Below are 19,924 nucleotides of genomic sequence, written 5' to 3' on the forward strand. Positions count from 1 at the left end.
TCAGTCCTCCTGGGCGTGCAGCTCGGATGCCAGCAGCGCGCGCTGCTCGCGTAGTTGGGGGGTGGGCTCGGCGAAGACGTGGTCGAACAGCTCGAAGGGATCTGCCTCCGTCTCGGCGTTCATCCCGGCGCGCACCTGCGCGGCGAACGCTTCGGCGGCCGTCCGCGCGGCCTCCACGTCCTCGTCGCCGATGACGCCCCGTCCCCGCAGATAGGTTTCCAACCGTGCCACCGGGTCGGCCGACTCCCACTTCTCCACCTCCGCGGCCTGGCGGTAGCGGGTCGCGTCGTCGGCGTTGGTGTGTGCATCCATCCGGTAGGTGTGTGCCTCCACCAGGAACGGCCCTTGGCCCGACCGGACGTGCTCCACCGCCGCGGTCAGCACGGACAGCATGGCGACCAGGTCGTTGCCGTCCACCTGCTCCGAGCGCACGCCGTACCCGATGCCCTTGTACGCCAGGGCCGGTGCGACGGTCTGCTTGGCCAGGGGCACGGAGATGGCGTACTGGTTGTTCTGCACGAGGAACACCACCGGCGCCCGCAGGACGGCGGCGGAGTTGAGCGCCTCGTGGAAGTCGCCCTCACTGGTCCCGCCGTCCCCGATGAACGCCATCGCGATGCTGTCCTCACCCTTGCGGCGAAGGGCTTCGGCCATGCCGACGGCGTGGATCGTCTGGGTGGCCAGTGGGGTGCACTGCGGGGCCACCCGGGTGGCCGCCGGGTCGTACCCGCAGTGCCACCCGCCCTGCAGAAGGGTCAGCACCTCGACGGGGTCGATGCCCCGGGAGACCAGCGCCACCGAGTCGCGGTAGGTCGGGAAGAGCCAATCGTCCTCGCGTAGCGCGAGGACACCGGCGATCTGGCAGGCTTCCTGCCCGCGGCTGGAGGGGTAGACGGCGAGCCGGCCCTGCTTCGTCAGAGCCGTCGCCTGGGTGTCGAACCGGCGCCCCAGAATCATCCGGCGATATGCCTCCCGCAGCAGCTCGTCCGAGGGAGCGGTGTAGGCGCCGGGCGACTTGACGGCGGTGCCGTTCTCTGCGGCGAAGCGCACAGGGACCAGGGAGGGAAGGAGGCTGTCAACCGCTTGGCGGAGAGCCTTCACGGACATGGCGACGCTCGCTTTCTTTGGACGCTTTGCAGTGAGATATTCGACGTGGTAGCCCATCTGTTCAACGCTTCGGATGACTGGGCGACGGATTGTCGAGAACACTGGACCGGGAGGGCAATATGTCAAGCGACGAGAGGCCGAAGTGTGAGGCTCCCGGACGTTTGGCCGCCCATCTGGACGCGATCGACCGCGCGATCATCGCGGAACTGCAGCGCGATGCCCGGATCTCCGTCCGGGCGCTCGCCGAGCGGACCCACATCTCGCGGGCCAGCGCGTACACACGGATCGGGCGACTGGTGGACGAAGGCATGCTCGCGGCCTTCACCGTCCGCCTGAACCCGCAGAAGGTCGGACTCGGCACGACCGCCTACGTCTCGGCCACCATCGAGCAGAACGCCTGGCGCGCCGTTTCCGAGAAGCTGCGGGAAATCCCTTACATCGAGCACTTCGCGCTCGTGGGCGGGGACTACGACGTCCTCGTTCTGGTCCGGGCGCCGGACAACTCTGCGCTGCGCCATGTGGTCCTGGAGCAGGTGCAGGACATCCCCGGGGTTCGGGCCACCCGCACGTGGCTGGTCTTCGAGGAGGCTCAGGGGCGCGGTGTCCCGTGGAAGTGAGCTAAGGGCACGGCCTCGTGCCGTGTCCTTCAGCGGCGCTGCCGGACCGGCCCGGACCCGTGGGGAGGCAGGCACGGAAGACTACGCGGGCGGGATGGGAGAAACCGACGAAACGGGTCTCTGCAGGTGACGGAAGTCACCGCAGGGGCCCGTCTCTCGTTTCCATGATCGTTGTGAGGCATCACACAGCCTTGGCTGCCGGACGGAGAAATCTCGCTCGAGTAAGGGCCCGGCTAGGTCTCGTATGCCCGAACCCACAGCAGGAGTGCAAGCAGTGACCGTGCACGCCATCGAGGTCGCAGTGCGGCCAGCGGCAGGAAGCTGGCCGACGGGATTCATTCCGCGCTTGCGACAGAAGCACGTTGGTGGACAACAGCCGAGTTGCGTTCCGCGCACGTGAAGGTTGAGCCCCTTCAACTACTCGACTTCATGGACGGGTACTGGGAGGGGACGCTCCCGGACGCGGAGGTCTCGGCGGACTGACTAGAACTGGACTTCCAGGGGCCCGTCGGGACTCCGCCATGATGCGGGCGAGGGCAGGGCACCGAGGGTTACCGGCTGGTGCTGCACAGAAGACCGCCCGCGCGCGCCAGTTCCCACCCGAGGCGAGCGCCGACGAAACACGGTGAGAGCCGTCAGGCTGTCAGTCATTGACCACCAGCGCCTAGGAACAGTGCCCTGGCCTGCTGAACACCGGGTCGTGACCGATGTGGCTGGGTCAGGCTGATGGGACGGACGTGACCTGCGCGTGCGCCGAGGACCCGGGCAGGGCGATGGCACGCAGGAAGGATCCGGAAGCGCGCCTGTTGAGCGTGGCGCGTACCACGGCGTAGCCGATCATTCCTCCCAGCGTGTTGGCGAGGACGTCGTTGATGTCACAGGACCGGCCGTTGTTGAAGATCACGTAACACAGCAGCTGTGTGACTTCGATGCACAGGCTCACCAGAGCGCTCACCGCGGTCGCGCGCCGCACCCTGTTCACCTGTGAGATCAGCGGGAGCAGCACCCCGAGCGGGAAGAACATGATCACGTTTGGTATGGCAGTCGTGTCGAGGGTGATCAGCGGTATGAAGTTGATCTGGCTGTACCAGGGTGCCTGGTTCGCGTACTTCCCCCAGGTCACGGTGAGGGGAAAGACGGTGATCGACAGTACCGCCGCGGCGTAGACGCTCGCCGTGATCCTCAGGACCGCCTGCCGACCCGTCCAGCCCGGCTGGGACAGGCGGACGCGCAGCATGGTCACCACGGCGAAGACCGCCAGTACAGGACACATTGCATAGACAGCGGGGATGACGACATTCACATTCACGCCAAGCTCCTACGGCGTTCGGCAGCGGATCTCCGATCACCTTCCGTTGGCGGGGTTCCTGCGCGGATCCGGCGAAAGGCAGATCTTGGCCGGCACGGCTACGACTTTCGGCAGAGAGAAAGACACCACCCGCTCGCATACGCTGCATGGCATGCGCTTTCGTCACCCAAGGTCCCGCCGTGGCTCCCGCCTCGTCGGCACCCTGCTGTGGGTGGCCGCGGTCTGCACCGCTGTGGCTGCCATCCTGCTCGACGTGAGGGCCGGCACCTTTCGCCAACCTGACACGGGAACCGCGCTGACGGTCTCGGCTTCGGTGGTGGCCGCCGCGCTCCTGGGTGTGCCCGCGCTCGCCGCTCGGGATGCCAGGCCGGGAGCGCTCGCCTGCGCGAGCGGAGTCGCGGCCGCCGCTTCGCTGGCCTGCACCGTGGCGATCCATCTCAGAGCCGGTGACGCGCAGGCGTCGTCCGCCTACGGTGCCTTCGAAGCAGTCGCGCTTCTGATCGTTCTGGCCGTTACCGTGCGACGGGGCGCCCCGGTGTCCGCAGCCGTGGTCACGGCGGCGCTGTGTGCCGCGATCATCGCGCGTCCCTTGGCGGTGCGCGTCCAGGAAAACAGCGTGATCGTGGCGTTCTTGCTGACGCTCGTCGCCGTGACGGTGACAGGGCTGAGTCTGGCCACGCGGCTGGTGATGGCCGACCGATGGCAACGGGAACATCGGATCCGCCTGGAGCAGAGGATCGCCCTGGCCAGAGAGCTGCACGACTTCGTGGCCCACCATGTGACCGGGATCGTCGTCCAGGCACAGGGCATCCAGGCGGTCGCCACCAAACGCCCGGACATGGTCGCGCCGGCGCTGCAACGCATCGAGCAGACCGGCGCGGAGGCACTGGTCTCGCTGCGTCGCATGGTCGGCGGGCTGCGCGCCGAGGACATCGACGCTCCCCTGGCCGCACCGGAAGGGATCAGTGGTCTGCGCGACCTGGTCGCCGACTTCAGTCTGCGCGACGTGTCCGCGCACCTCACCGAGGCCGGTCCCACCGACACACTGCCGTCGGACGTGGCCGCCGTCGCACACCGCGTCACGATGGAATCGCTCACCAATATCCGCAAACACGCCCACGGCTGCCGCCGCGTCCACGTCCGCGTGCAGGTGCTGCCGGAGCAAGCCGTCGTTGAGGTCAGCAACGACGGAACGGTGCGCCAGACCTCCTCCCCGGGCTACGGGCTCAAGGGACTGGAGGAACGGGTCACACGGCTCGGAGGAACGCTCCGGGCCGGTGCCACCGAGGACGGAGGCTGGCTGGTCCGCGCCTGCCTGCCGCTCACTCCGGCCGGGACGGACACGCCGTGATCCGTGTACTGATCGCCGACGACCAGGCCATCGTGCGCACCGGCATCGCCATGATCCTCACGGCCGAGAACGACATCGAGGTAGTCGCCGAGGCCGAGGACGGGGTACAGGCCGTGGAACAGGCCGCACGGCACCGGCCCGACGTCGTCCTGATGGACGTCCGCATGCCGCGCCTGGACGGGCTGGACGCCCTGCGTGCGCTGACCCGCCCCACCGCGGACCACACCCCGAAGGTGGTCATGGTCACCACCTTCGACGACGAGGAGTACGTCACCACGGCGCTGCAGTCGGGCGCCTGCGGCTTCATCCTCAAGGACTCCGGCCCGCGGCTGCTGGCTGAGGCGGTGCGAGCCGCGGCAGAGGGAGACTCCCTCATCAGTCCGTCGATCACGGTCCGTCTGCTGCGGCGGTTGATGGCACCCGGTACGCGACGATCACCGGACACGGTCCTGTCCCTGCGGGAGGTGGACGTGGTCAGGCTCGTGGCACAGGGACTCACCAATGCCGAGATAGCTCAAGCCCTTTACATCACGGTCGGGACGGTCAAGACACACTTGGGCAACATCCAGAGCAAGCTCGCCGCCCGCAACCGGGTGGAGATCGCCGCTTGGGCCTGGCGGGTCGGCCTGGCCCATCAGGACTGACGCCTGGCCGGCGGATCCCGATGGATTCAGCTGAGATTCGCTCGAAGTGTCGGTCGGCATGGCTGAAGGCAAGCCCCTGCGTGAAGGACTGCGCTACCTCGCCGAACTCGACTTCAGGGTTCAGCGGTCGGGAGGCTGACCGCCACTGTCAGGGGCACGGATATTCAGCGGTACGCGGCCCGGAAAGAGGACTGTCTCCGCTCAGTCTCGCCTCAGTTCGAGTAGTGGCAGCATCAGCGGCGGACGTGTGCCAGTTGGTGACGATCGGCTTGTCGACGACGAACGAGCCGACGTTCAGGGACACCGGGTTCGGGTCGCCGTTGGAGACGGAGACGATGAGGCTGTTCAGCTCCATGCCCCCCTCCTGGGTGGTGGTCTTCCGGGCTTGGCCTTGACCAGGTAGTAGCCGCCGGCCTCGGACTCTGAACTCACGCTCCAGGAGATGTCGTTGGTACCGCAGCTCTGTCCGTAGCCGCTCTTGTCCCCACCCTCGCCGCCGCTGGGCGCCGTCGGGCTTGCCAGGCCGGATGCCGCCGAGGAGCCCGAGGTGGCGGTCACGTCGGGCGACGCGCCAGCAGACGCCGACGACTTGTCACCGCCCTGACACGCATTACGGGTTTCCCTTCAGGGTGACGGGTGCGGGGCGCCAGGTGCTCGGTGCCGCGCGTTGACGATGACCGTCACGGCCGCTCCTGGGCGCCCGTTCGGTGCTGTCTTGCGTCCATGACGCCGCTGTCACGCGCCTGTGACACAGCTCCGGCGGGCCGTGGGACGAAGCCGGGCCACGTCCGGCGGGAGCGTGAACCGGTCGCCCGTTCGCCTCGACCCGGCCGAGCCCACGTGTCGGGTCGCTCTCGCGACCTCACCGAAGCCGCAGGTGAAAGCGACTCACGCGTCCCGCGGCGAGGTGTGGTGGACAGCATCCGGAAGGCGCTACTAGACTTCTTGTCTAGAAATAGAAATGAAGTGGAAGCCCGCGCTGAAAGGAGCGTCATGGACCACCTCGCAGCCCGTGCGGAGGCGCACGAGCGCAAGGGCGCCGCTACCGTCGCCTCGATCGACGCGGACGAGCACCTCATCCGTGAGGCCGAGAAGATCGCCGTAGCGCTGGGCCGCATGTTCCCGGGCCTGTGTGAAGTGGTCCTGCACGACCTGCGGGATCCGCAGCATGCGATCCGGGCGATCGAGAACAACCTTTCGGGCCGCCAGGTCGGTGACTCCGCCACTGAGCTGGGCCTGGCCCGCATCGCCGACCCGGAGTACCCCAGCGTCATCCAGAACTACCCCAACCGGTTTCCCGACGGCCGCCCGGTGAAGAGCACGTCCATCGGCATCAAGAACGCCGAGGGCGAGTACATCGCGGCACTCTGCCTGAACCTCGACGTGTCCGTCCTGTCGCCCGTGACGCTCGCGTTGTCGAACCTCGTGAGCACGGACAACGGGCACCGCGAGCAGCCCCTGGAGACCCTGCGGGACCGCAACGCGCGCGAGCTGCGCCAAGAGGTGGAGGCACGTGCCGCGGAGCGCGCCGCGACCCCTCGGTCGCTGAGGCGGGAGGACAAGAAGGAACTCGTGCGGCAGCTGCAGCGCGATGGCTACTTCGACTCCCGCGATGCCGCGCAGACCATCGCGGACCTGCTCGGCGTGTCCCGGGCGACCGTCTACAACTACACCAAGTGAAGGGCCGCTCATGACCGCCGCCGGACCAACCGCTCTGTTGCACATCACCGAGGAGCAGACCGCCGCGCTCGTGGATGAGGAGCTGGCCCTCGAAGCGGCCCGTGCCGCCTTCGCCGCGACGGTGGACGGCCCGGTCTTCCCCAGTCTCGCCGTGCACGGCTCCGATCCGCGCAATCGGTTCACCCTCAAGCCGTCCGCATCCCCGACGCACGCCGGGGTGAAGATCGGCACCTACTGGCCGGGCAACCCGGAGCACGGGCTGCCGCGCCACCACTCGACCCTTCTGCTGTTCGACCAGACGATCGGCCGGATCGCGGCTGTCCTGGAGGTCGGCGCCGCGAACGCCTACCGGACCGCCGCGGCCGATGCCCTCGCCGTCGACCTGCTGGCCCGCCCCGACGCTGCCACCCTGGCCGTCTTCGGCACCGGTCACCAGGCCGCCTACGAGGCGCAGGCCGTCAGCCGGGTCCGGCCCATGGGCGAGATCCTGATCGTGGGGCGGGACGCGGGGCGTGCCGAGCAACTGGCCGGGGCGCTCGCCGCACGGGGCCACGACGCCCGGGCCGCCGGTGCGGAAGAAGCCTGTGCGCAGGCCGACGTCATCGTCACCGCCACCACCGCTAGCGCCGACACTCCGCCCCTGTTCGACGCGGGCTGGGTCCGCCCCGGTACGCACATCTCCTGCATGGGCGCCGACGCCCCCGGCAAGAGGGAGCTCCCACCCGAACTGTTCAGCGGCGCACGTGTCTTCTGCGATCTGCCCGGCCAAGCCCGCTGCATGGGCGAAAGCCAGCACGCGCCCGCAGCGACCGTCCTCACCCCGCTCGGCGAGGTCCTCGTCGGACGCACCGCGGGACGCATCGATGACAGCGACATCACGGTCTTCGACAGCTCCGGAATCGGTCTGCAGGACCTCTGTCTGGGCCTGGCCCTTCTGAAGAAGATGGACATCTCCCTGTGAACATCCCCGTGAACACCACCACCGCCGCCCATGACCTGGCCGACCCGGACACCCCGTTCGCTGTCGTGGACGTGCACAAGACGCGGCGCAACATCGAACGGCTGCAGGCCAGGGCCGACCGGCTCGGGGTCACCCTGCGGCCGCACGTCAAGACGGCCAAGAGCCTCGACGTCGCCGCCCTCATGCACGGCGACACCCCCTGCCCCGTCACCGTTTCCACCCTCGCTGAGGCCGAGGCGTTCGCCGACGGCGGCTACACCGACATCACCTACGCCGTCGGCATTGACCCCCACAAGCTCCCGCGCGTGATCGCCCTGCTGCGCCGCGGTGTGCGCCTGCGCATCCTGCTCGACAGCGTCGAGCAGGCATCGTTCGTCGCCGAAGCGTCCCGCCAGGCCGGCATCCCCATCCCCACCCAGATCGAGATCGACTGCGACGGCCACCGCGGCGGCCTCAAGCCCGACGCCCCCGCGCTCCCCGAGGCCGGCCGCATCCTGCACGACGCAGGCTGCCTGGACGGCGTACTGACCCACGCCGGCGAGTCCTACTTCGCCTACACCGCCGAGGAAGAGCGCCTGGCGGCGAAGAACGAACGCGACACCGCCGTCGCCGCGGCCGAGCGACTGCGCGCGGCCGGCCTGCCGGTGGACACCGTCAGCGTCGGCTCCACCCCTACCGCCCACGCCGCCGAGGACCTCACCGGCGTCACCGAACTGCGCGCAGGGAACTACGTCTTCTTCGACCTGGTCATGGCCGGCCTCGGCGTCTGCCAGGTCGAGGACCTCGCCCTGTCGGTCGTCGTCACCGTCATCGGCCACCGTCCCGAGTACGGGTGGATCGTCACCGACGGCGGCTGGATGGCCATGTCCCGCGACCGCGGCACCGCCGTCCAGGCACAGGACCAGGGCTACGGCCTGGTCACCGACCTGAACGGCAACCTCGTCCCGAACCTGGTCATGACCGCCGCGAGCCAGGAACACGGCACGCTCACCGCCCGCGACGGCGCCGACCTGCCCGACCTGCCCGTCGGCACCCGCCTGCGCATCCTGCCCAACCACGCCTGCGCAACCGCGGCTCAGCATCGCGGCTACCACGTCATCGAGGGGACCCGCAGCACAGGCGCCGTGCCCGTGATCGAGGCTTTCTGGCAACGCGTCACCGGCTGGTGAGGCCAGCCTGCACGTCCACCCCTGCGCCACCGCTGCCCGCAGGCAGCACAGCGCCTCGTACAGCAGGTCCGCCGGCGGCTCCGGCAAGGCGCGCAGCATCGCCTGGGCGTGGGCCCGGCGGCCAGTGCGCAGCGGGACGGAGAGCTCGGCCCACGCCCGGTACGGCCCCCAGTCCGCCCCCGCGTCGACGTGTTCGGCCGCCTCTGTCGCGGACGGGTCTCCGTCGGCCAGCCGCAGGCACAGCTGCGCAAGGGAGAGCAGACCGTGCTCAACACCGGGCATTCCGGCGCCGTCGAGCCGTGCGGCCGCGGTCCTGTATGCGGCTTCGGCTTGTGGGATCTGCCCGGAGGCAGCCAGGCGCAGCGCTCGATTACCGCCCTGGGCGCCGACCGTGGTGGCGGCGGTCAAGGAGACGGCTCCGTGGCGCTGCGGGTGCGGCAGCGCTCAGCTCATGGGCGTGAAGTGCCCGGATACGCCCTCGGGACGGTTCGCCGGAGGGCTGGGGATGCGGCGAGGTCGTGCTGGCCTCCGAGATCGGGGCATCGGAGGCTCTCGGAGGCTCTCAGAGGGGCACGCCGGTGTGCTCATTTGGTCACCGGATGGTCGGTTCGAGGACTCCTGTCACGAGTCGGCTCGCGTACGAGGTGTCGAGTCCGTCGGGGCGGAAGAGGATGCGGTACATCAGGGGGGCGACGACGGCGTCGATGACCGTTTCGACGTCGGGCGTGTCCTCCCCGCGTTCGGCCGCGCGGCTGAGGATGACGTTGATCTGCTCGGCGGCGTAGGCGGAGCACTGGCCGGCGTTGCTGCCGTCCGGGTCGCCGAGCAGGGCGTCGCGGATGTAGGCGCGGCCGGTGGGGGAGGCCATCTCGTCGAGGAACTGCTCGGCCCAGACCGTCAGGTCGGACGACAGGCCCCCGTGGTCCCTGGGCGCGGTGTCGGGCCGCAGCCGTTCGACCGCCACGTCCGACAACAGCTCCTGCAGGTCCCCCCAGCGGCGGTAGATCGTCGACGGCGTCACGCCCGCACGCTGGGCGATCAGCGGCACCGTAAGGGCGTCCCGGCCCACCTCCGACGCGAGTTCGCGTACGGCGGCGTGCACCGCTGCCTGGACCCGGGCGCTGCGCCCACCGGGGCGCACCATCTGCCTGCTCATGGAATCCACCTTAAAGCAAAATCATTGCTTCTACGAAGTCGCACCCGCAGCGGCACCTTGTGACGTCCGCGAGAACACGGCTGTCTGCCGCGGAACGCTGAGCGGTGCCAGCGGCGACGGGGACGGTCCGCGCACGTACCAAGGGGTCCGGCGGCGATCCCGCCGTCGGTTCATCACCCGACGGGTGCAGGCGGAGTCGGCACCGTCCCGGTGGCCGATCGGGCGAGCGCGGTTCCCGGCAGGGCGAAGCCGCGTACGAGACCGGACAGAGCCGAGGAGCGCAGGATCAGGCAGCCGAGCACGCCCCCGAGGGTGTTGGCGATCAGGTCGTCGACATCCGCGCCACGGCCGTTGCTGAACCACACGTACATGCCCAGCTGAACCAGCTCGATCGTCAGGCTGGTGACCAGCGCGCGCAGGGCGACCCGCTTCACCGGAAGCTCCGCCTTCGCCAGCAGCGGGAGCAGCAGACCGAACGGTGCGAACAGCAGCACGTTGAGCACGAAGGTGGGGTCCATGCCGATAAGGCCCGCCAGGGGTATCGGCTGGATCTGGTTGTACCAGGGGGACAGGTTCTGAGATTTGTCCACGATGATCGGAAACATCGTGAAGTGCAGGAAACCCGCAGCGTAGAGGGCCGTCGCAAGCCGGGTCAGCATGGGCTTGCCGTACCAGCCGGGGCGTCTCCTCACGGCACGCACGGCGAGCAGCGCGGCGAATCCGGCGAGGAGGGGAAGCAGCACCTGCACGGACTCGATACGGAAGGCGAGGTTGCCCATGACATGCTCCTGGGGTTATGGACAGCGGTACACAACGGACGGATTCGACTCTGTCCGGCGGACGCCTGCGTCGGATCGGCCGTAAGACAGATCTTGCGCAGCCGGCTACGACTTTCGGCCGGGTGCCGCCCACCCCTCCGGCTCCGCCCGGTGGGCTCCCCTGATCGGCGGGCACGGGCTGTCGTCCGCAAGCTGTGCTGTGCCCTGTCGGCGGTGGCCTCCTCCGCCGCGTCGCCCCGGCTCGGTGCCAAGCCCTGCCGGTGATCGCCGGCCTGGCGGGCCGTGCACGACGGTGCCCGCGGATTTCCGATCAAGGACTCCGGCCCGGCCGGGCACGGTCTAGGGGAAGCACTGGCCGGAGTTGCTGCCGGCCACGCTTTTCGCGCTCGCCATCCAGGCCGTCCCGGAACGTGTCACCGGCTGGTGGCCCACCGGCGAAGTGACCAGGGCGACCTTGGTGCGGCCCGGCTGGAATGCCCGGCGGCCGGTCGCAGGTGGTCGTTGTCACGGGCAGGAAGGCTGGTTCACCCGGTGTTGTCTATTGCTGCCGTAGGTGGTCGCGGAGCGTCCGGGCGACTTGTGCCATGAGGGCGTCGGCACCGGGTTGAGTGCCGGCGGGGACGAAAGATTCGGTGAGGACGGCGATGGCGAAGGTCTGGCGGTCGGCGTGCTCGACGACGCCGATTTCGTGGCGGAGGTTGAGCAGGGTGCCTGTTTTTGATGACCACGTCGAGGCGTCGGAGTCGAAGTCGGGTGCCAGCCGGTGCCGCAGCAGATTGTGGGTCATGAGGGAGCGGACCCTGGCTGCGACGTCCGGGTGGATCGCCGACGGCCGCCACAGCATCTGGAGCAGGTCGGTCCAGGCACGTGCGCTTCCCGTGTTGGCGCGGGTGGTGTCGAGCTGGGGAATGCGGTGTCCGCGGCCGCTGGTGCCGGCGTCGATGGCCAGGGCGTGGGCGAGGTGTGTCTGCGGTGCGTCGAAGCGTTCGGCGGGCGTGTCCGTCAGTTCGCTGATCGTGTGGCGGACGGATATGCCCCGCAGTCCGAGTTCTTCGAGGATGGCGCTGACCTGGTCGGGCGGCGTGAGAGTGAAGAGGGCGTCCGCAGCGGTGCCGTCGCTCAGGCTTGTGCTGAGGTAGAGAAGGTCGTCGACGGCGATCCGGGCGGGGTGGCGGAAGCGGCTCAGCCCGGTGGGGCCGGGGGTGGTCAGGCGTCCGGGCTGCACGTCGAGCACTGCCTCACCATCGAGTTCTCCGCGGCGGATGCGCTCGGCCGTCGCCACGGCCAGGGGCACTTTGACCAGGGATGCGGCCGGCAGTTGGACGTCCGGCTCGATGCCCAGCTCCTCTCCGGTCAGCAGGTCCCGCACGAGTATGTATCCGTGCAGCCCGCCCTCGTGGAGTTGCTCCTGCATGCGGCGCAGCAGTTCGGCCCTGGTCATGGTGTCGGTTCGTTCTCCGTTGTGCTCTTGGTCTCCGCGCCGAGGCAGCGTGCGATGGCCTCGCCCAGACGTGAGTGCAGGCGTTCGGGGTTGCCGTTGTCCGCCATCGCGACGGTGTAGCCGCGCGCCAGTGTGATGTCGCCGATTGGCCGCCAGTGCAAGGCGAGTTCCCTGGCCTGCATGGGGGTGCACAGCAGCAGGTCCTGGGAACACATGACTTCCGCGGCCGCGGACGTGAGGTCGGTTGCTGTCACCAGTTGTGCGGGGCGCAGGCCCACCGCGTCCCGCAGGCGGGTCAGCGGGTCGCGGACATGCGGCACGTCGTCCTCCGGCTGGACCCAGACGCACCGGGCTGGACCGGTCTGGGTACGTCCCATCCGCAACGTTTCCATGTACACGCGCCGAACGGCTGGCTCCTGTGCACCGGCCAGCCCGAGCGGCAGCGACCACATGGCCTGGCTCTCCGGCACGGCCAGCAGGGCGGCGCGCACCTGCCGTGCGTCGAGCAGCTCGGTCCGCTCCACCGGGGCCGCGCAACGCACGTCCAGTGTGATGCCCTCCTTGCGGGCGTCCGCCACGAGCCGGGCGAGGACGGCCGACGAGCAGACGCCGGGCACAGCGAGCCGCCACGGTTTGCGCCGTGCGGTCTCAGCGTCGTGCCGCAACTCGTCGGCGGCCTGAAGCAGCCGTCTGGCCGCGGGCAACACCTCGCGACCGAAGGGCGTGAGGACCGCCCTGCGAGAGGTCCGCTCGAACAGCTCCTCCCCGAGCCACTGTTCGAGTGCGGCGACGCGGCGACTGGCCACCGGCTGCGACATCCGCCCGGCAGCGGCACCGACCGTGAAACTCCCGCACTCGCTCACATGGACGAACGCGCGGCAGGCACCCACCAGATCCACAGGAGCCATCGTATGTCATAACCGCATGAAACCCGTCAGAAGCGTATTGGACCGCATAGCGGCAGGTGAACGAGGGTGGTCCAAAGCACCGGCCGACCGCGGGGCACAGTCCGGTCGGCATGCCGTGCATCTGGGACTGCCCGAAGGGCAACGAATGGAGGTCGGAGTTGAAGTTCACCCGTACCCGCAGCGCCGCACTCGGCCTGCTCATGCTCATCCCGCTGACGGCCTGTGGACACAGCGTCGCCGCCGAAGCGCCGGCCGCGCCGATGGCGGCAGCCGTCGATGCCGCGGCGTCCGCCGACGGTGCCTTCGCGGAGCTCGAGCGGACCTTCGACGCGCGTCTCGGGGTGTACGCCGTCGACACGGGGACCGGACGCGAGGTCGCCTACCGTGACCGTGAACGCTTCGCCTACGCCTCCACCTTCAAGGCGCTGGCGGCCGGCGCCGTCCTGCGCACGTACTCGCTCGACGGCCTGGACAAGGTCATCAAGTACTCCCGGAAGGACCTGGTCGACTACTCGCCGGTCACCGAGCGACACGTCGACACCGGTATGACCGTGCGAGCGTTGTGCGAGGCCGCGCTCCACTACAGCGACAACACGGCGGGCAACTTGCTGCTCGGCATGCTCGGCGGGCCGAAGGGCCTCGACGCCATGCTCGAAGGGATGGGTGACGACATCACCCGGATGCAGCGGCGCGAGACCCAGCTGAACCAGTGGGCTCCAGGCTCGACGCCAGACACGACCACGCCGCGTGCGTTCGCCGGCGATCTGCGTGCGTTCGTTCTGGGTGATGTACTCGGAAAGGCCGAGCGTACCCAGATGGCGGACTGGCTGAAGGCCAACACCACGGGGGCGAAACTCATCCGGGCCGGGCTCCCCGATGACTGGGTGGTCGGCGACAAGACGGGGGCCGGCGGCACTTTCGGCACCCGTAATGACATCGCCGTGGTATGGCGCCCGAAGGCCGCCCCCATCGTCATCGCGATCATGACGAACCGTCACACGAAGGATGCCGACTACGACAACGCCCTGATCGCCAAGGCGGCGTCCGTGGTCGCGCGGGAGCTGTCGTGAACCGCCGTAGGACCACCGGTACCGCTGCCGAGCCCGCCCTCGTCCTCGACGCGTCGTTCACGGCTGCTTCGTGTCCGGTCCTACGGCAACAAGCCATCGTTCATCTCCGTGCGGTCGGCGGTCCACGCGCTGAGCGCGCGAGTGCATGGCAGGCATGACGCCGACGGCGCGGCCGGGGTCGTCCGGCCGCGCCGCCGAGCGGGTGATCGTCCGCGATATCCGAGGGGCCGTCCGGCCGCATCAGATGCGGCTGAAGCCCGCCCACTCCTTGATCTTGAAGTGGCTGCCCTCACGCGCCACCTCGGCGGCACCATGCCCGGGGAGGTGTGCCGGCAGAAGGAGGGCGTTGTTGTCAGCGGCCCACTCCAACATGCGTCGTCTGGTAGCGCGCGCCTGCCGCTCGTCCTCCTCGAAGCAACTGTTGAACTCGGGGTGTTCGAGCTGCAGTGGGCTGTGCAGCAGGTCACCGATGAACGCCGCCCTGTCCGTTCCCGACTGCAGCCGGACCACGGACGATCCGGGAGTGTGCCCGGGTGCGAGGTCCAGCGTCAGGCTGGAGTCGATGGTGTGACTGCCGTCCCACAGCTTCACCAGACCGGCCTCGTGGACGGGCAGCACACTGTCTTCCCAGACGTTCTGGGTAGCCTTCGGTTCCTTGGCGCTGATCGGGGGGAGATCAGGGTTCCAGAAGTCGAACTCCACCTTGGGAATCAGGTAGGTGGCGTTGGGGAAGGTGGGCACCCAGTCACGGTCCTCTCGCCGGGTGTTCCAGCCGACGTGATCGTTGTGGAGGTGGGTGTTGACCACGATGTCGACGTCCTGAGGCCGGACACCGGCACGGGACAAACGCCGCAGGAAGCCGGTGTCCATGTACTGCCACACCTCGGCGTAGGGGCGGAATTTCTCGTTTCCGGCTCCCGTGTCGATCAGGATGGTCTTGCCCTCGCTGCGCAGAACCCAGGTCTGGAGCGCAATGGGGACCAAGTCGGTGTCAGGAGTCCAGAAGTCGGGGCTGAGCCAGGAACGGTTCTCCTGCCACAGTTCCTCCGGACTCTCCGGGAACAACTGGCGCGACGTCATCCCCACCGGCCCCCTGTACTCCACCACACGGGTGACGCTGACCTTGCCGAGGGAAATCGTCGACACGTGCATCGTGTCCCGGGACGTGGCGGAGGAGGCACTCGACTCGCCACCCGTGAGGAACCGGCCGGCGCCGAGCAGCCCGGCAGCACCGACTCCGACCCCGACGCCCGCGGCCGTTCCCATGAATCCGCGCCGACTCATGGAGCGTGAAGACATTTCCCTGCGCATAATTCCGTACTCCTTTGAAGAATGGATTCCGACGTTTTTGGGGGCTGACAGTGCGTTTCGGTGGGATGGACACCGCGGCTGTTGCCGCCTCAGGAGGGGGCGTCGACCGGAAGGTCCCGGGTGCCGTCACCGCCTGGCTCGGGTGTGACCAGCCGACGTTTTCGGTCGGAAGGTCGGTACTCCGGGAGTCTTGGGCAGCCGAAGCCGTGAGACATCTGTCAGATGACAGCGGTCGCGTCCTATGACTACGTCGCTGATCGGCCGGAGCCTTCGCCGAATTTCTCCTTGCGGCTTCCGGCCCTGAGAGCAGCCCAACGGTGGCCCCGGCCCGGCCGGAGCGATTCGGCCGGGCCCGAGCGGCGTTTCAGACTGCCGGTGCGAGTGTGGGTGCGGGCTGGGTCTGCTGGTAGGCGTGACCGATCCGCAGGAGGGCGCTCTCGCCGAGGGGACGTCCGAGGAGCTGCATGCCGATCGGCAGGCCCGCCGTGTCGTGGCCGACCGGTACGGACAGCGAGGGCACCCCGGTGATGTTGGCGGGGGACGACAGGCGTACATAGGCGTCGGAGACGCCCTCGGCGGTGCCGTCCGGCCAGGTGATCGTCTCCTGGCCGGCCTTGACGGCGGTTGCCGGGACGGTGGGGGCGGCGATCACGTCGACGTACTGCAGCATGCGCGCCCATTCCTGCCGCATGAGGGTGCGGGAGCGCTGGGCGCGCAGGTAGTCCCCGGCAGGCATGAGTTCGCCGGCCTCGAGGAGGATGCGGACGTCGGCCTGGTAGAGCTCGGGGACCGCACGCAGGGTGCGCTCGTGGTAGGCGGTGGCCTCGGGCACCATCAGGCCCCACTGGGTGGCCTGGATGTACCGGGTCAGGGGGATCTCGACGTCGACGAGCCGTGCACCGAGGCTCTCGAGTTGGGCGATGGCGCGCCGGACGGCGGCCTCCACCTCCGGGTCGACGTGGTCGAAGTAGTAGTTGCGCGGCACGCCGACGCGCAGCCCCGTCAGGTCCATGCCCGTGCCCGGCCGGTAGTCGATGGCGGGCGTGGTCAGGGAGGCGGGGTCGTGGGGGTCGTGTCCGGCCAGGGCGGTCAGGACCAGGGCCGCGTCCTCGACGGTGCGGGTGATCGGGCCGACGTGGTCCAGCGACCAGGACAGGGACGTGACGCCGTGGCGCGGGACCAGGCCGTAGGTCGGCTTGAGGCCGACGACCCCGTTGAGCGCGGCGGGCACCCGGATGGATCCGCCGGTGTCGGTGCCCAGGGTGAAGGTCGCGGTGCCCGCGGCGACGGCGACGGCGGATCCGCCGCTGGAGCCGCCGGCGACCCTTTCCCGGTCCCAGGCGTTGTTGGTCTGCGGGGTGGTCAGTCCGTAGGCGAACTCATGGGTGTGGGTCTTGCCGACCAGGACGGCTCCGGCCGCGGCCAGGCGGGCTGCGACCGTGCTGTCGGCCTGCGCGCGATGGTCGGCCCTGACCCGGGAGCTGGCCGACGTCGCCGCGCCTGCGACGTCGATCAGGTCCTTCAGGCCCATCGGGATGCCGTGCAGTGGACCGCGGTAGCGGCCGGCCGCGATGTCGTTCTCGGCTTCGCGCGCGGCCCGGCGGGCCTGCTCGGCGGTGACGGTGACGTAGGCCTGCAGGCGCGGCTCCACCTGTTCGATGCGCTCCAGGACGGAGTCCGCCAGCTCGACGGGGGACAGCTGCCGGGCCCGGACCGCGTCAGCGGCCTGGGTCAGGGACAGTTCATACGGCTGCATCGTGCTTCTCCTCTCCCGCGTGGTAGGCGGGGGCGGGCGGGGTGTCCCCGAAGTCCAGCTCCCGCAGGACCGCGACGACGGAGTGGATGTGGTTGGCGACGGCCGCGACCGCGGCGTGGCGGTCGGCGGGCAGCGGAAGCCCGGCGCGGGCGGCCCAGCGGGCCGCTTCCGGTGGCGTGAGTTCTGCGACGGACATGGACTTCTCTCCTCGGGGGCTGGAGCGGCGGGGCAAAGCCTGGACGCCAAAAGCTAAGCGTTTGCGTTAGCTGACTGTAGGGCCTACGGTGGCTTAAAGCAAACACGTTGCGTTTAGCGCCGAGGAGTGCCATGTCCACCGTCACACCACGAGCACCTGCGCCGGGCCACCCGGGAGCCCGTACCCAGACCGCCACGCGCACGGCGTCCTTCGTCCTGGACACCTCGATCCTGGCCGCGCTCCTAGCGGCATCCAGTGCGCCGACGCCGCTGTACCCCCATTACCAGGACGCCTGGAACCTGTCCGCGCTCACCATCACCGTGGTCTTCAGCGCCTACTCCCTGACACTGCTGCTGGCCCTGCTCACCGTCGGAGCGCTGTCCGACCACCTCGGGCGGCGCCCCGTCCTCGTCGGCGCCCTGCTGCTTCAGGCCGCCTCCATGGTGCTGCTGGCCTCCGCGGACGGCGCCGGTGCGCTGATCGCCGCCCGAATCCTGCAGGGAGCGGCCACCGGCGCGGCCACCAGCGCCGCAGGCGCGGCCCTCCTCGACCTGGAGGACCCCCGGCGCCCGGGCCGGTCCGCGCTGACCAACAGCATCGCCCCAGTGGCGGGCATGGCCGCCGGCGTCCTGGCCGCCACCCTCCTCGTCCGTTTCGCCCCCGCCCCCACGGTCACCGTGTACGTCCTGCTGGCGGTCCTCTTCACCGCCCAGGCGATTGCGGTCACGTTCATCCCGGAGACGGCCCACCGGCACGCTGGCGCCCTGCGCTCCCTCCGCCCGCAGCTCGCGGTGCCGCCGTCGGCCCGCCGCGCCCTGCTGACGGCTGGCACCGGTGTCGTCGCCATCTGGGCCCTGGGCGGCTTCTATTCCTCCCTCGGGCCGGCGCTCGTGCGCCTCGTGGCTCCGGGCGCTCCGCAGGCGGCCGGCGGCATGGTCTTCTTCACGCTCACTGCCGCGGCCGCCCTCACCGTATGGACACTGCGGCGCACGGCACCACACACCGCCGCCACCGGCGGAAGCCTGGCCGTCATCCCCGCCGCGGCCTTGACGCTGAGCGGTCTGCACGGCGCCGGCCTGCCCGCTGTCTACGGCGGCGCGGCCCTGGCCGGAATCGCCTTCGGCGCCGTCTCCCAAGGGGCGCTGCGCATGACACTCGCCTCACTCGACGAGCAGGACCGCGCCACGACCCTGGCCGCCTACTACGTCCTCAGCTACCTCTCCATGAGCCTGCCCGCCATCGCCGCGGGCGCCGCCACCCAGCACTACGGGCTGGGTACCGCCGCCCACGCCTACGCCATCGCCGCCGCCCTGCTCGCCGTCGCGGCCCTGGCAGCACTCGCCGTGTCGCAGCGCCGGGCAGCCCACAGCACACACAATGACCTTCCGTAACGAGACTGAAGGAAACGACCGATCATGAGCACCCCACCGGCCACCGCCCAGACCGCCATCCCCTCCTGGAGCGTGGGCGACGTCACCGTCCACCGCATCGACGAGGTTCTTCTGCCGCCCGCCACCGGACCCTGGCTTCTGCCGGACGCCACCACGGACGTCGTCAAGCAGCAGGACTGGCTGCGGCCCGACTTCGCCGACCACGAGGGCATCCTGCACATCGACAGCCACAGCTTCGCGTTCGTCCTGGGCGGGCTGCGCATCCTCGTCGACACCGGCATCGGCAACGGCAAGGAGCGGGCCAACCCCGCCTGGCACAACCTGAACACCGACTTCCTCCAGCGCCTGGCCGCCGCCGGATTCCCCCCGGACTCCGTCGACCTGGTGGTCCTCACCCACCTGCACGCCGACCACGTCGGCTGGAACACGCGCGAAGTGAACGGAGAGTGGGTTCCCACCTTCCCCAACGCCCGCTACCTCACCTCCCGCACCGAGCGGGAGTTCTGGGCCACGTACGACATGGAGGAGGCGCGCAAGCAGATGTTCCGCGACTCCGTGATCCCCATCGAGGAGGCGGGGCTCCTCGACCTCGTCGACGTCCTGGCCGACGGCGTCGAGATCGTCCCGGGCCTGCGCCTGATCCCCACTCCCGGACACACCCCCGGTCACATCGCCGTCGAGCTGACCAGCCGCGGAGAGACAGCTCTGATCACCGGCGACTGCATCCACCACCCCGTCCAGTTCGCCCACCCCGCCATCGGCGCCTGCGTCGACATCGACCCGGAGCAGTCCGAGGACTCGCGCCGCAAGCTGCTCGGCTCCCTCGCCGACACGGACACCCTGGTCCTGGGCACCCACTTCGCGCCGCCCACCGCCGGCCGCGTCGTCACCCATGAGCGCGCCTACCGGCTCTCGCCCGTCCCTGCCGGCTCGCGCTGACCGGCGACGGTGCGGCCCGTGTCCGGCCGGCACTCCGCATGGCCGGACCATGTCTGCCGGGCCGAGCAGTGCAGTCAGGCGGCAGCGCCCGGGTGCACGGCCATACGGCCACGTAGCTGCGTGCCGATGTGACTCCGGC

At 69.6% G+C, this 19,924-nt stretch carries 20 protein-coding genes; 9 read left to right on the forward strand and 11 right to left on the reverse strand.

Annotated elements, in window-relative coordinates; genetic code table 11:
- Entirely contained in the window at nucleotides 1-1,107 is a 1,107-nt protein-coding gene (gene pdhA / locus STSP_RS24135) for a pyruvate dehydrogenase (acetyl-transferring) E1 component subunit alpha (RefSeq protein WP_067281966.1), read from the reverse strand.
- 119 nt (nucleotides 1,108-1,226) lie between these two features.
- Here pdhA and STSP_RS24140 point away from each other — a divergent pair, with 119 nt between their 5' ends.
- Nucleotides 1,227-1,724 carry an Lrp/AsnC family transcriptional regulator gene (locus STSP_RS24140; protein WP_067281969.1) on the forward strand — a complete coding sequence of 166 codons (498 nt, stop codon included), beginning with the start codon at nucleotides 1,227-1,229 and terminating at the stop codon, nucleotides 1,722-1,724.
- Between the two features lie 718 nt (nucleotides 1,725-2,442).
- Here STSP_RS24140 and STSP_RS24145 read toward each other — a convergent pair.
- A complete protein-coding gene (locus STSP_RS24145; RefSeq protein WP_157902888.1) occupies nucleotides 2,443-3,033 on the reverse strand; it encodes a VanZ family protein in 591 nt (196 codons plus the stop codon).
- On the opposite strand from STSP_RS24145, the gene STSP_RS24150 reads away from it, so the two are divergent.
- Nucleotides 3,014-4,384: a sensor histidine kinase gene (locus tag STSP_RS24150; RefSeq protein ID WP_107441380.1), complete on the forward strand. Its 1,371-nt coding sequence runs from the start codon at nucleotides 3,014-3,016 to the stop codon at nucleotides 4,382-4,384. The genes STSP_RS24145 and STSP_RS24150 overlap by 20 nt on opposite strands.
- On the forward strand, nucleotides 4,381-5,028 hold the full coding sequence (locus STSP_RS24155) for a response regulator (protein WP_067281976.1): 648 nt from the start codon (nucleotides 4,381-4,383) through the stop codon (nucleotides 5,026-5,028). The genes STSP_RS24150 and STSP_RS24155 overlap by 4 nt, the downstream gene beginning before the upstream one ends.
- 148 nt (nucleotides 5,029-5,176) lie before the next feature.
- Here STSP_RS24155 and STSP_RS39265 read toward each other — a convergent pair whose 3' ends face one another.
- Both STSP_RS39265 and STSP_RS39270 read right to left on the reverse strand, forming a co-directional pair.
- Entirely contained in the window at nucleotides 5,177-5,383 is a 207-nt protein-coding gene (locus tag STSP_RS39265) for a hypothetical protein (protein ID WP_157902889.1), read from the reverse strand.
- The gene (locus tag STSP_RS39270; RefSeq protein WP_157902890.1) at nucleotides 5,374-5,586 is read right to left on the reverse strand and encodes a hypothetical protein; all 213 of its coding nucleotides are present in this window, start codon (nucleotides 5,584-5,586) and stop codon (nucleotides 5,374-5,376) included. Before STSP_RS39270 ends, STSP_RS39265 begins: the two co-directional genes overlap by 10 nt.
- 435 nt (nucleotides 5,587-6,021) lie before the next feature.
- Here STSP_RS39270 and STSP_RS24160 point away from each other — a divergent pair, with 435 nt between their 5' ends.
- Genes STSP_RS24160 through STSP_RS24170 form a run of 3 tightly spaced genes read left to right on the forward strand, consistent with a single transcriptional unit; the run spans nucleotide 6,022 to nucleotide 8,838 of the window.
- A complete protein-coding gene (locus STSP_RS24160) occupies nucleotides 6,022-6,708 on the forward strand; it encodes a helix-turn-helix transcriptional regulator (RefSeq protein WP_232789767.1) in 687 nt (228 codons plus the stop codon).
- A gap of 10 nt (nucleotides 6,709-6,718) precedes the next feature.
- Nucleotides 6,719-7,669 (forward strand): ornithine cyclodeaminase family protein, encoded by a 951-nt coding sequence (locus tag STSP_RS24165; RefSeq protein ID WP_067281978.1) that lies wholly within the window; start codon nucleotides 6,719-6,721, stop codon nucleotides 7,667-7,669.
- Complete coding sequence (locus STSP_RS24170) at nucleotides 7,666-8,838, forward strand: DSD1 family PLP-dependent enzyme (protein ID WP_067281980.1); 1,173 nt, start codon at nucleotides 7,666-7,668, stop codon at nucleotides 8,836-8,838. Before STSP_RS24165 ends, STSP_RS24170 begins: the two co-directional genes overlap by 4 nt.
- Nucleotides 8,839-9,430: 592 nt before the next feature.
- Here the strand turns inward: STSP_RS24170 and STSP_RS24175 are convergent.
- The 4 genes from STSP_RS24175 to STSP_RS24190 all read right to left on the reverse strand — a co-directional run bounded on the left by STSP_RS24175 (nucleotide 9,431) and on the right by STSP_RS24190 (nucleotide 13,122).
- The gene (locus tag STSP_RS24175) at nucleotides 9,431-9,994 is read right to left on the reverse strand and encodes a TetR/AcrR family transcriptional regulator (protein WP_067281982.1); all 564 of its coding nucleotides are present in this window, start codon (nucleotides 9,992-9,994) and stop codon (nucleotides 9,431-9,433) included.
- Between the two features lie 173 nt (nucleotides 9,995-10,167).
- A complete protein-coding gene (locus tag STSP_RS24180; RefSeq protein WP_067281985.1) occupies nucleotides 10,168-10,773 on the reverse strand; it encodes a VanZ family protein in 606 nt (201 codons plus the stop codon).
- A 538-nt stretch (nucleotides 10,774-11,311) separates the two neighbouring features.
- Nucleotides 11,312-12,214 carry a serine hydrolase gene (locus STSP_RS24185; protein ID WP_067281988.1) on the reverse strand — a complete coding sequence of 301 codons (903 nt, stop codon included), beginning with the start codon at nucleotides 12,212-12,214 and terminating at the stop codon, nucleotides 11,312-11,314.
- A complete protein-coding gene (locus STSP_RS24190) occupies nucleotides 12,211-13,122 on the reverse strand; it encodes a LysR family transcriptional regulator (RefSeq protein ID WP_067281991.1) in 912 nt (303 codons plus the stop codon). Before STSP_RS24190 ends, STSP_RS24185 begins: the two co-directional genes overlap by 4 nt.
- Nucleotides 13,123-13,280: 158 nt before the next feature.
- On the opposite strand from STSP_RS24190, the gene bla reads away from it, so the two are divergent.
- Nucleotides 13,281-14,192 (forward strand): class A beta-lactamase, encoded by a 912-nt coding sequence (gene bla, locus STSP_RS24195; protein ID WP_232789768.1) that lies wholly within the window; start codon nucleotides 13,281-13,283, stop codon nucleotides 14,190-14,192.
- Between the two features lie 240 nt (nucleotides 14,193-14,432).
- Here bla and STSP_RS24200 read toward each other — a convergent pair whose 3' ends face one another.
- From STSP_RS24200 to STSP_RS24210, 3 genes are all read right to left on the reverse strand, one after another.
- The gene (locus STSP_RS24200) at nucleotides 14,433-15,338 is read right to left on the reverse strand and encodes an MBL fold metallo-hydrolase (RefSeq protein WP_067282049.1); all 906 of its coding nucleotides are present in this window, start codon (nucleotides 15,336-15,338) and stop codon (nucleotides 14,433-14,435) included.
- Between the two features lie 529 nt (nucleotides 15,339-15,867).
- The gene (locus tag STSP_RS24205; RefSeq protein ID WP_067281994.1) at nucleotides 15,868-17,259 is read right to left on the reverse strand and encodes an amidase; all 1,392 of its coding nucleotides are present in this window, start codon (nucleotides 17,257-17,259) and stop codon (nucleotides 15,868-15,870) included.
- Entirely contained in the window at nucleotides 17,246-17,455 is a 210-nt protein-coding gene (locus STSP_RS24210; protein WP_067281996.1) for a hypothetical protein, read from the reverse strand. The genes STSP_RS24205 and STSP_RS24210 overlap by 14 nt, the downstream gene beginning before the upstream one ends.
- Nucleotides 17,456-17,586: 131 nt before the next feature.
- Between STSP_RS24210 and STSP_RS24215 the strand changes: the two genes are divergently transcribed.
- Both STSP_RS24215 and STSP_RS24220 read left to right on the forward strand, forming a co-directional pair.
- Nucleotides 17,587-18,846: an MFS transporter gene (locus STSP_RS24215; protein WP_067281998.1), complete on the forward strand. Its 1,260-nt coding sequence runs from the start codon at nucleotides 17,587-17,589 to the stop codon at nucleotides 18,844-18,846.
- Nucleotides 18,847-18,870: 24 nt separating this feature from the next.
- Nucleotides 18,871-19,785 carry an MBL fold metallo-hydrolase gene (locus STSP_RS24220; RefSeq protein WP_067282000.1) on the forward strand — a complete coding sequence of 305 codons (915 nt, stop codon included), beginning with the start codon at nucleotides 18,871-18,873 and terminating at the stop codon, nucleotides 19,783-19,785.
- Nucleotides 19,786-19,924: the final 139 nt, after the last annotated feature.

The sequence above is a fragment of the Streptomyces jeddahensis genome (assembly GCF_001642995.1).
GTDB lineage: Bacteria > Actinomycetota > Actinomycetes > Streptomycetales > Streptomycetaceae > Streptomyces > Streptomyces jeddahensis.

Bases quoted from the DNA above. Each gene is read 5' to 3' on its own strand.
- pdhA (WP_067281966.1), bottom strand. From the start codon at position 1,107: ATGTCCGTGAAGGCTCTCCGCCAAGCGGTTGACAGCCTCCTTCCCTCC.
- STSP_RS24140 (WP_067281969.1), top strand. From the start codon at position 1,227: ATGTCAAGCGACGAGAGGCCGAAGTGTGAGGCTCCCGGACGTTTGGCC.
- STSP_RS24150 (WP_107441380.1), top strand. From the start codon at position 3,014: ATGACGACATTCACATTCACGCCAAGCTCCTACGGCGTTCGGCAGCGG.
- STSP_RS39265 (WP_157902889.1), bottom strand. From the start codon at position 5,383: ATGGAGCTGAACAGCCTCATCGTCTCCGTCTCCAACGGCGACCCGAAC.
- STSP_RS24160 (WP_232789767.1), top strand. From the start codon at position 6,022: ATGGACCACCTCGCAGCCCGTGCGGAGGCGCACGAGCGCAAGGGCGCC.
- STSP_RS24165 (WP_067281978.1), top strand. From the start codon at position 6,719: ATGACCGCCGCCGGACCAACCGCTCTGTTGCACATCACCGAGGAGCAG.
- STSP_RS24175 (WP_067281982.1), bottom strand. From the start codon at position 9,994: ATGAGCAGGCAGATGGTGCGCCCCGGTGGGCGCAGCGCCCGGGTCCAG.
- STSP_RS24180 (WP_067281985.1), bottom strand. From the start codon at position 10,773: ATGGGCAACCTCGCCTTCCGTATCGAGTCCGTGCAGGTGCTGCTTCCC.
- STSP_RS24185 (WP_067281988.1), bottom strand. From the start codon at position 12,214: ATGACCAGGGCCGAACTGCTGCGCCGCATGCAGGAGCAACTCCACGAG.
- STSP_RS24190 (WP_067281991.1), bottom strand. From the start codon at position 13,122: ATGGCTCCTGTGGATCTGGTGGGTGCCTGCCGCGCGTTCGTCCATGTG.
- STSP_RS24205 (WP_067281994.1), bottom strand. From the start codon at position 17,259: ATGCAGCCGTATGAACTGTCCCTGACCCAGGCCGCTGACGCGGTCCGG.
- STSP_RS24210 (WP_067281996.1), bottom strand. From the start codon at position 17,455: ATGTCCGTCGCAGAACTCACGCCACCGGAAGCGGCCCGCTGGGCCGCC.
- STSP_RS24215 (WP_067281998.1), top strand. From the start codon at position 17,587: ATGTCCACCGTCACACCACGAGCACCTGCGCCGGGCCACCCGGGAGCC.
- STSP_RS24220 (WP_067282000.1), top strand. From the start codon at position 18,871: ATGAGCACCCCACCGGCCACCGCCCAGACCGCCATCCCCTCCTGGAGC.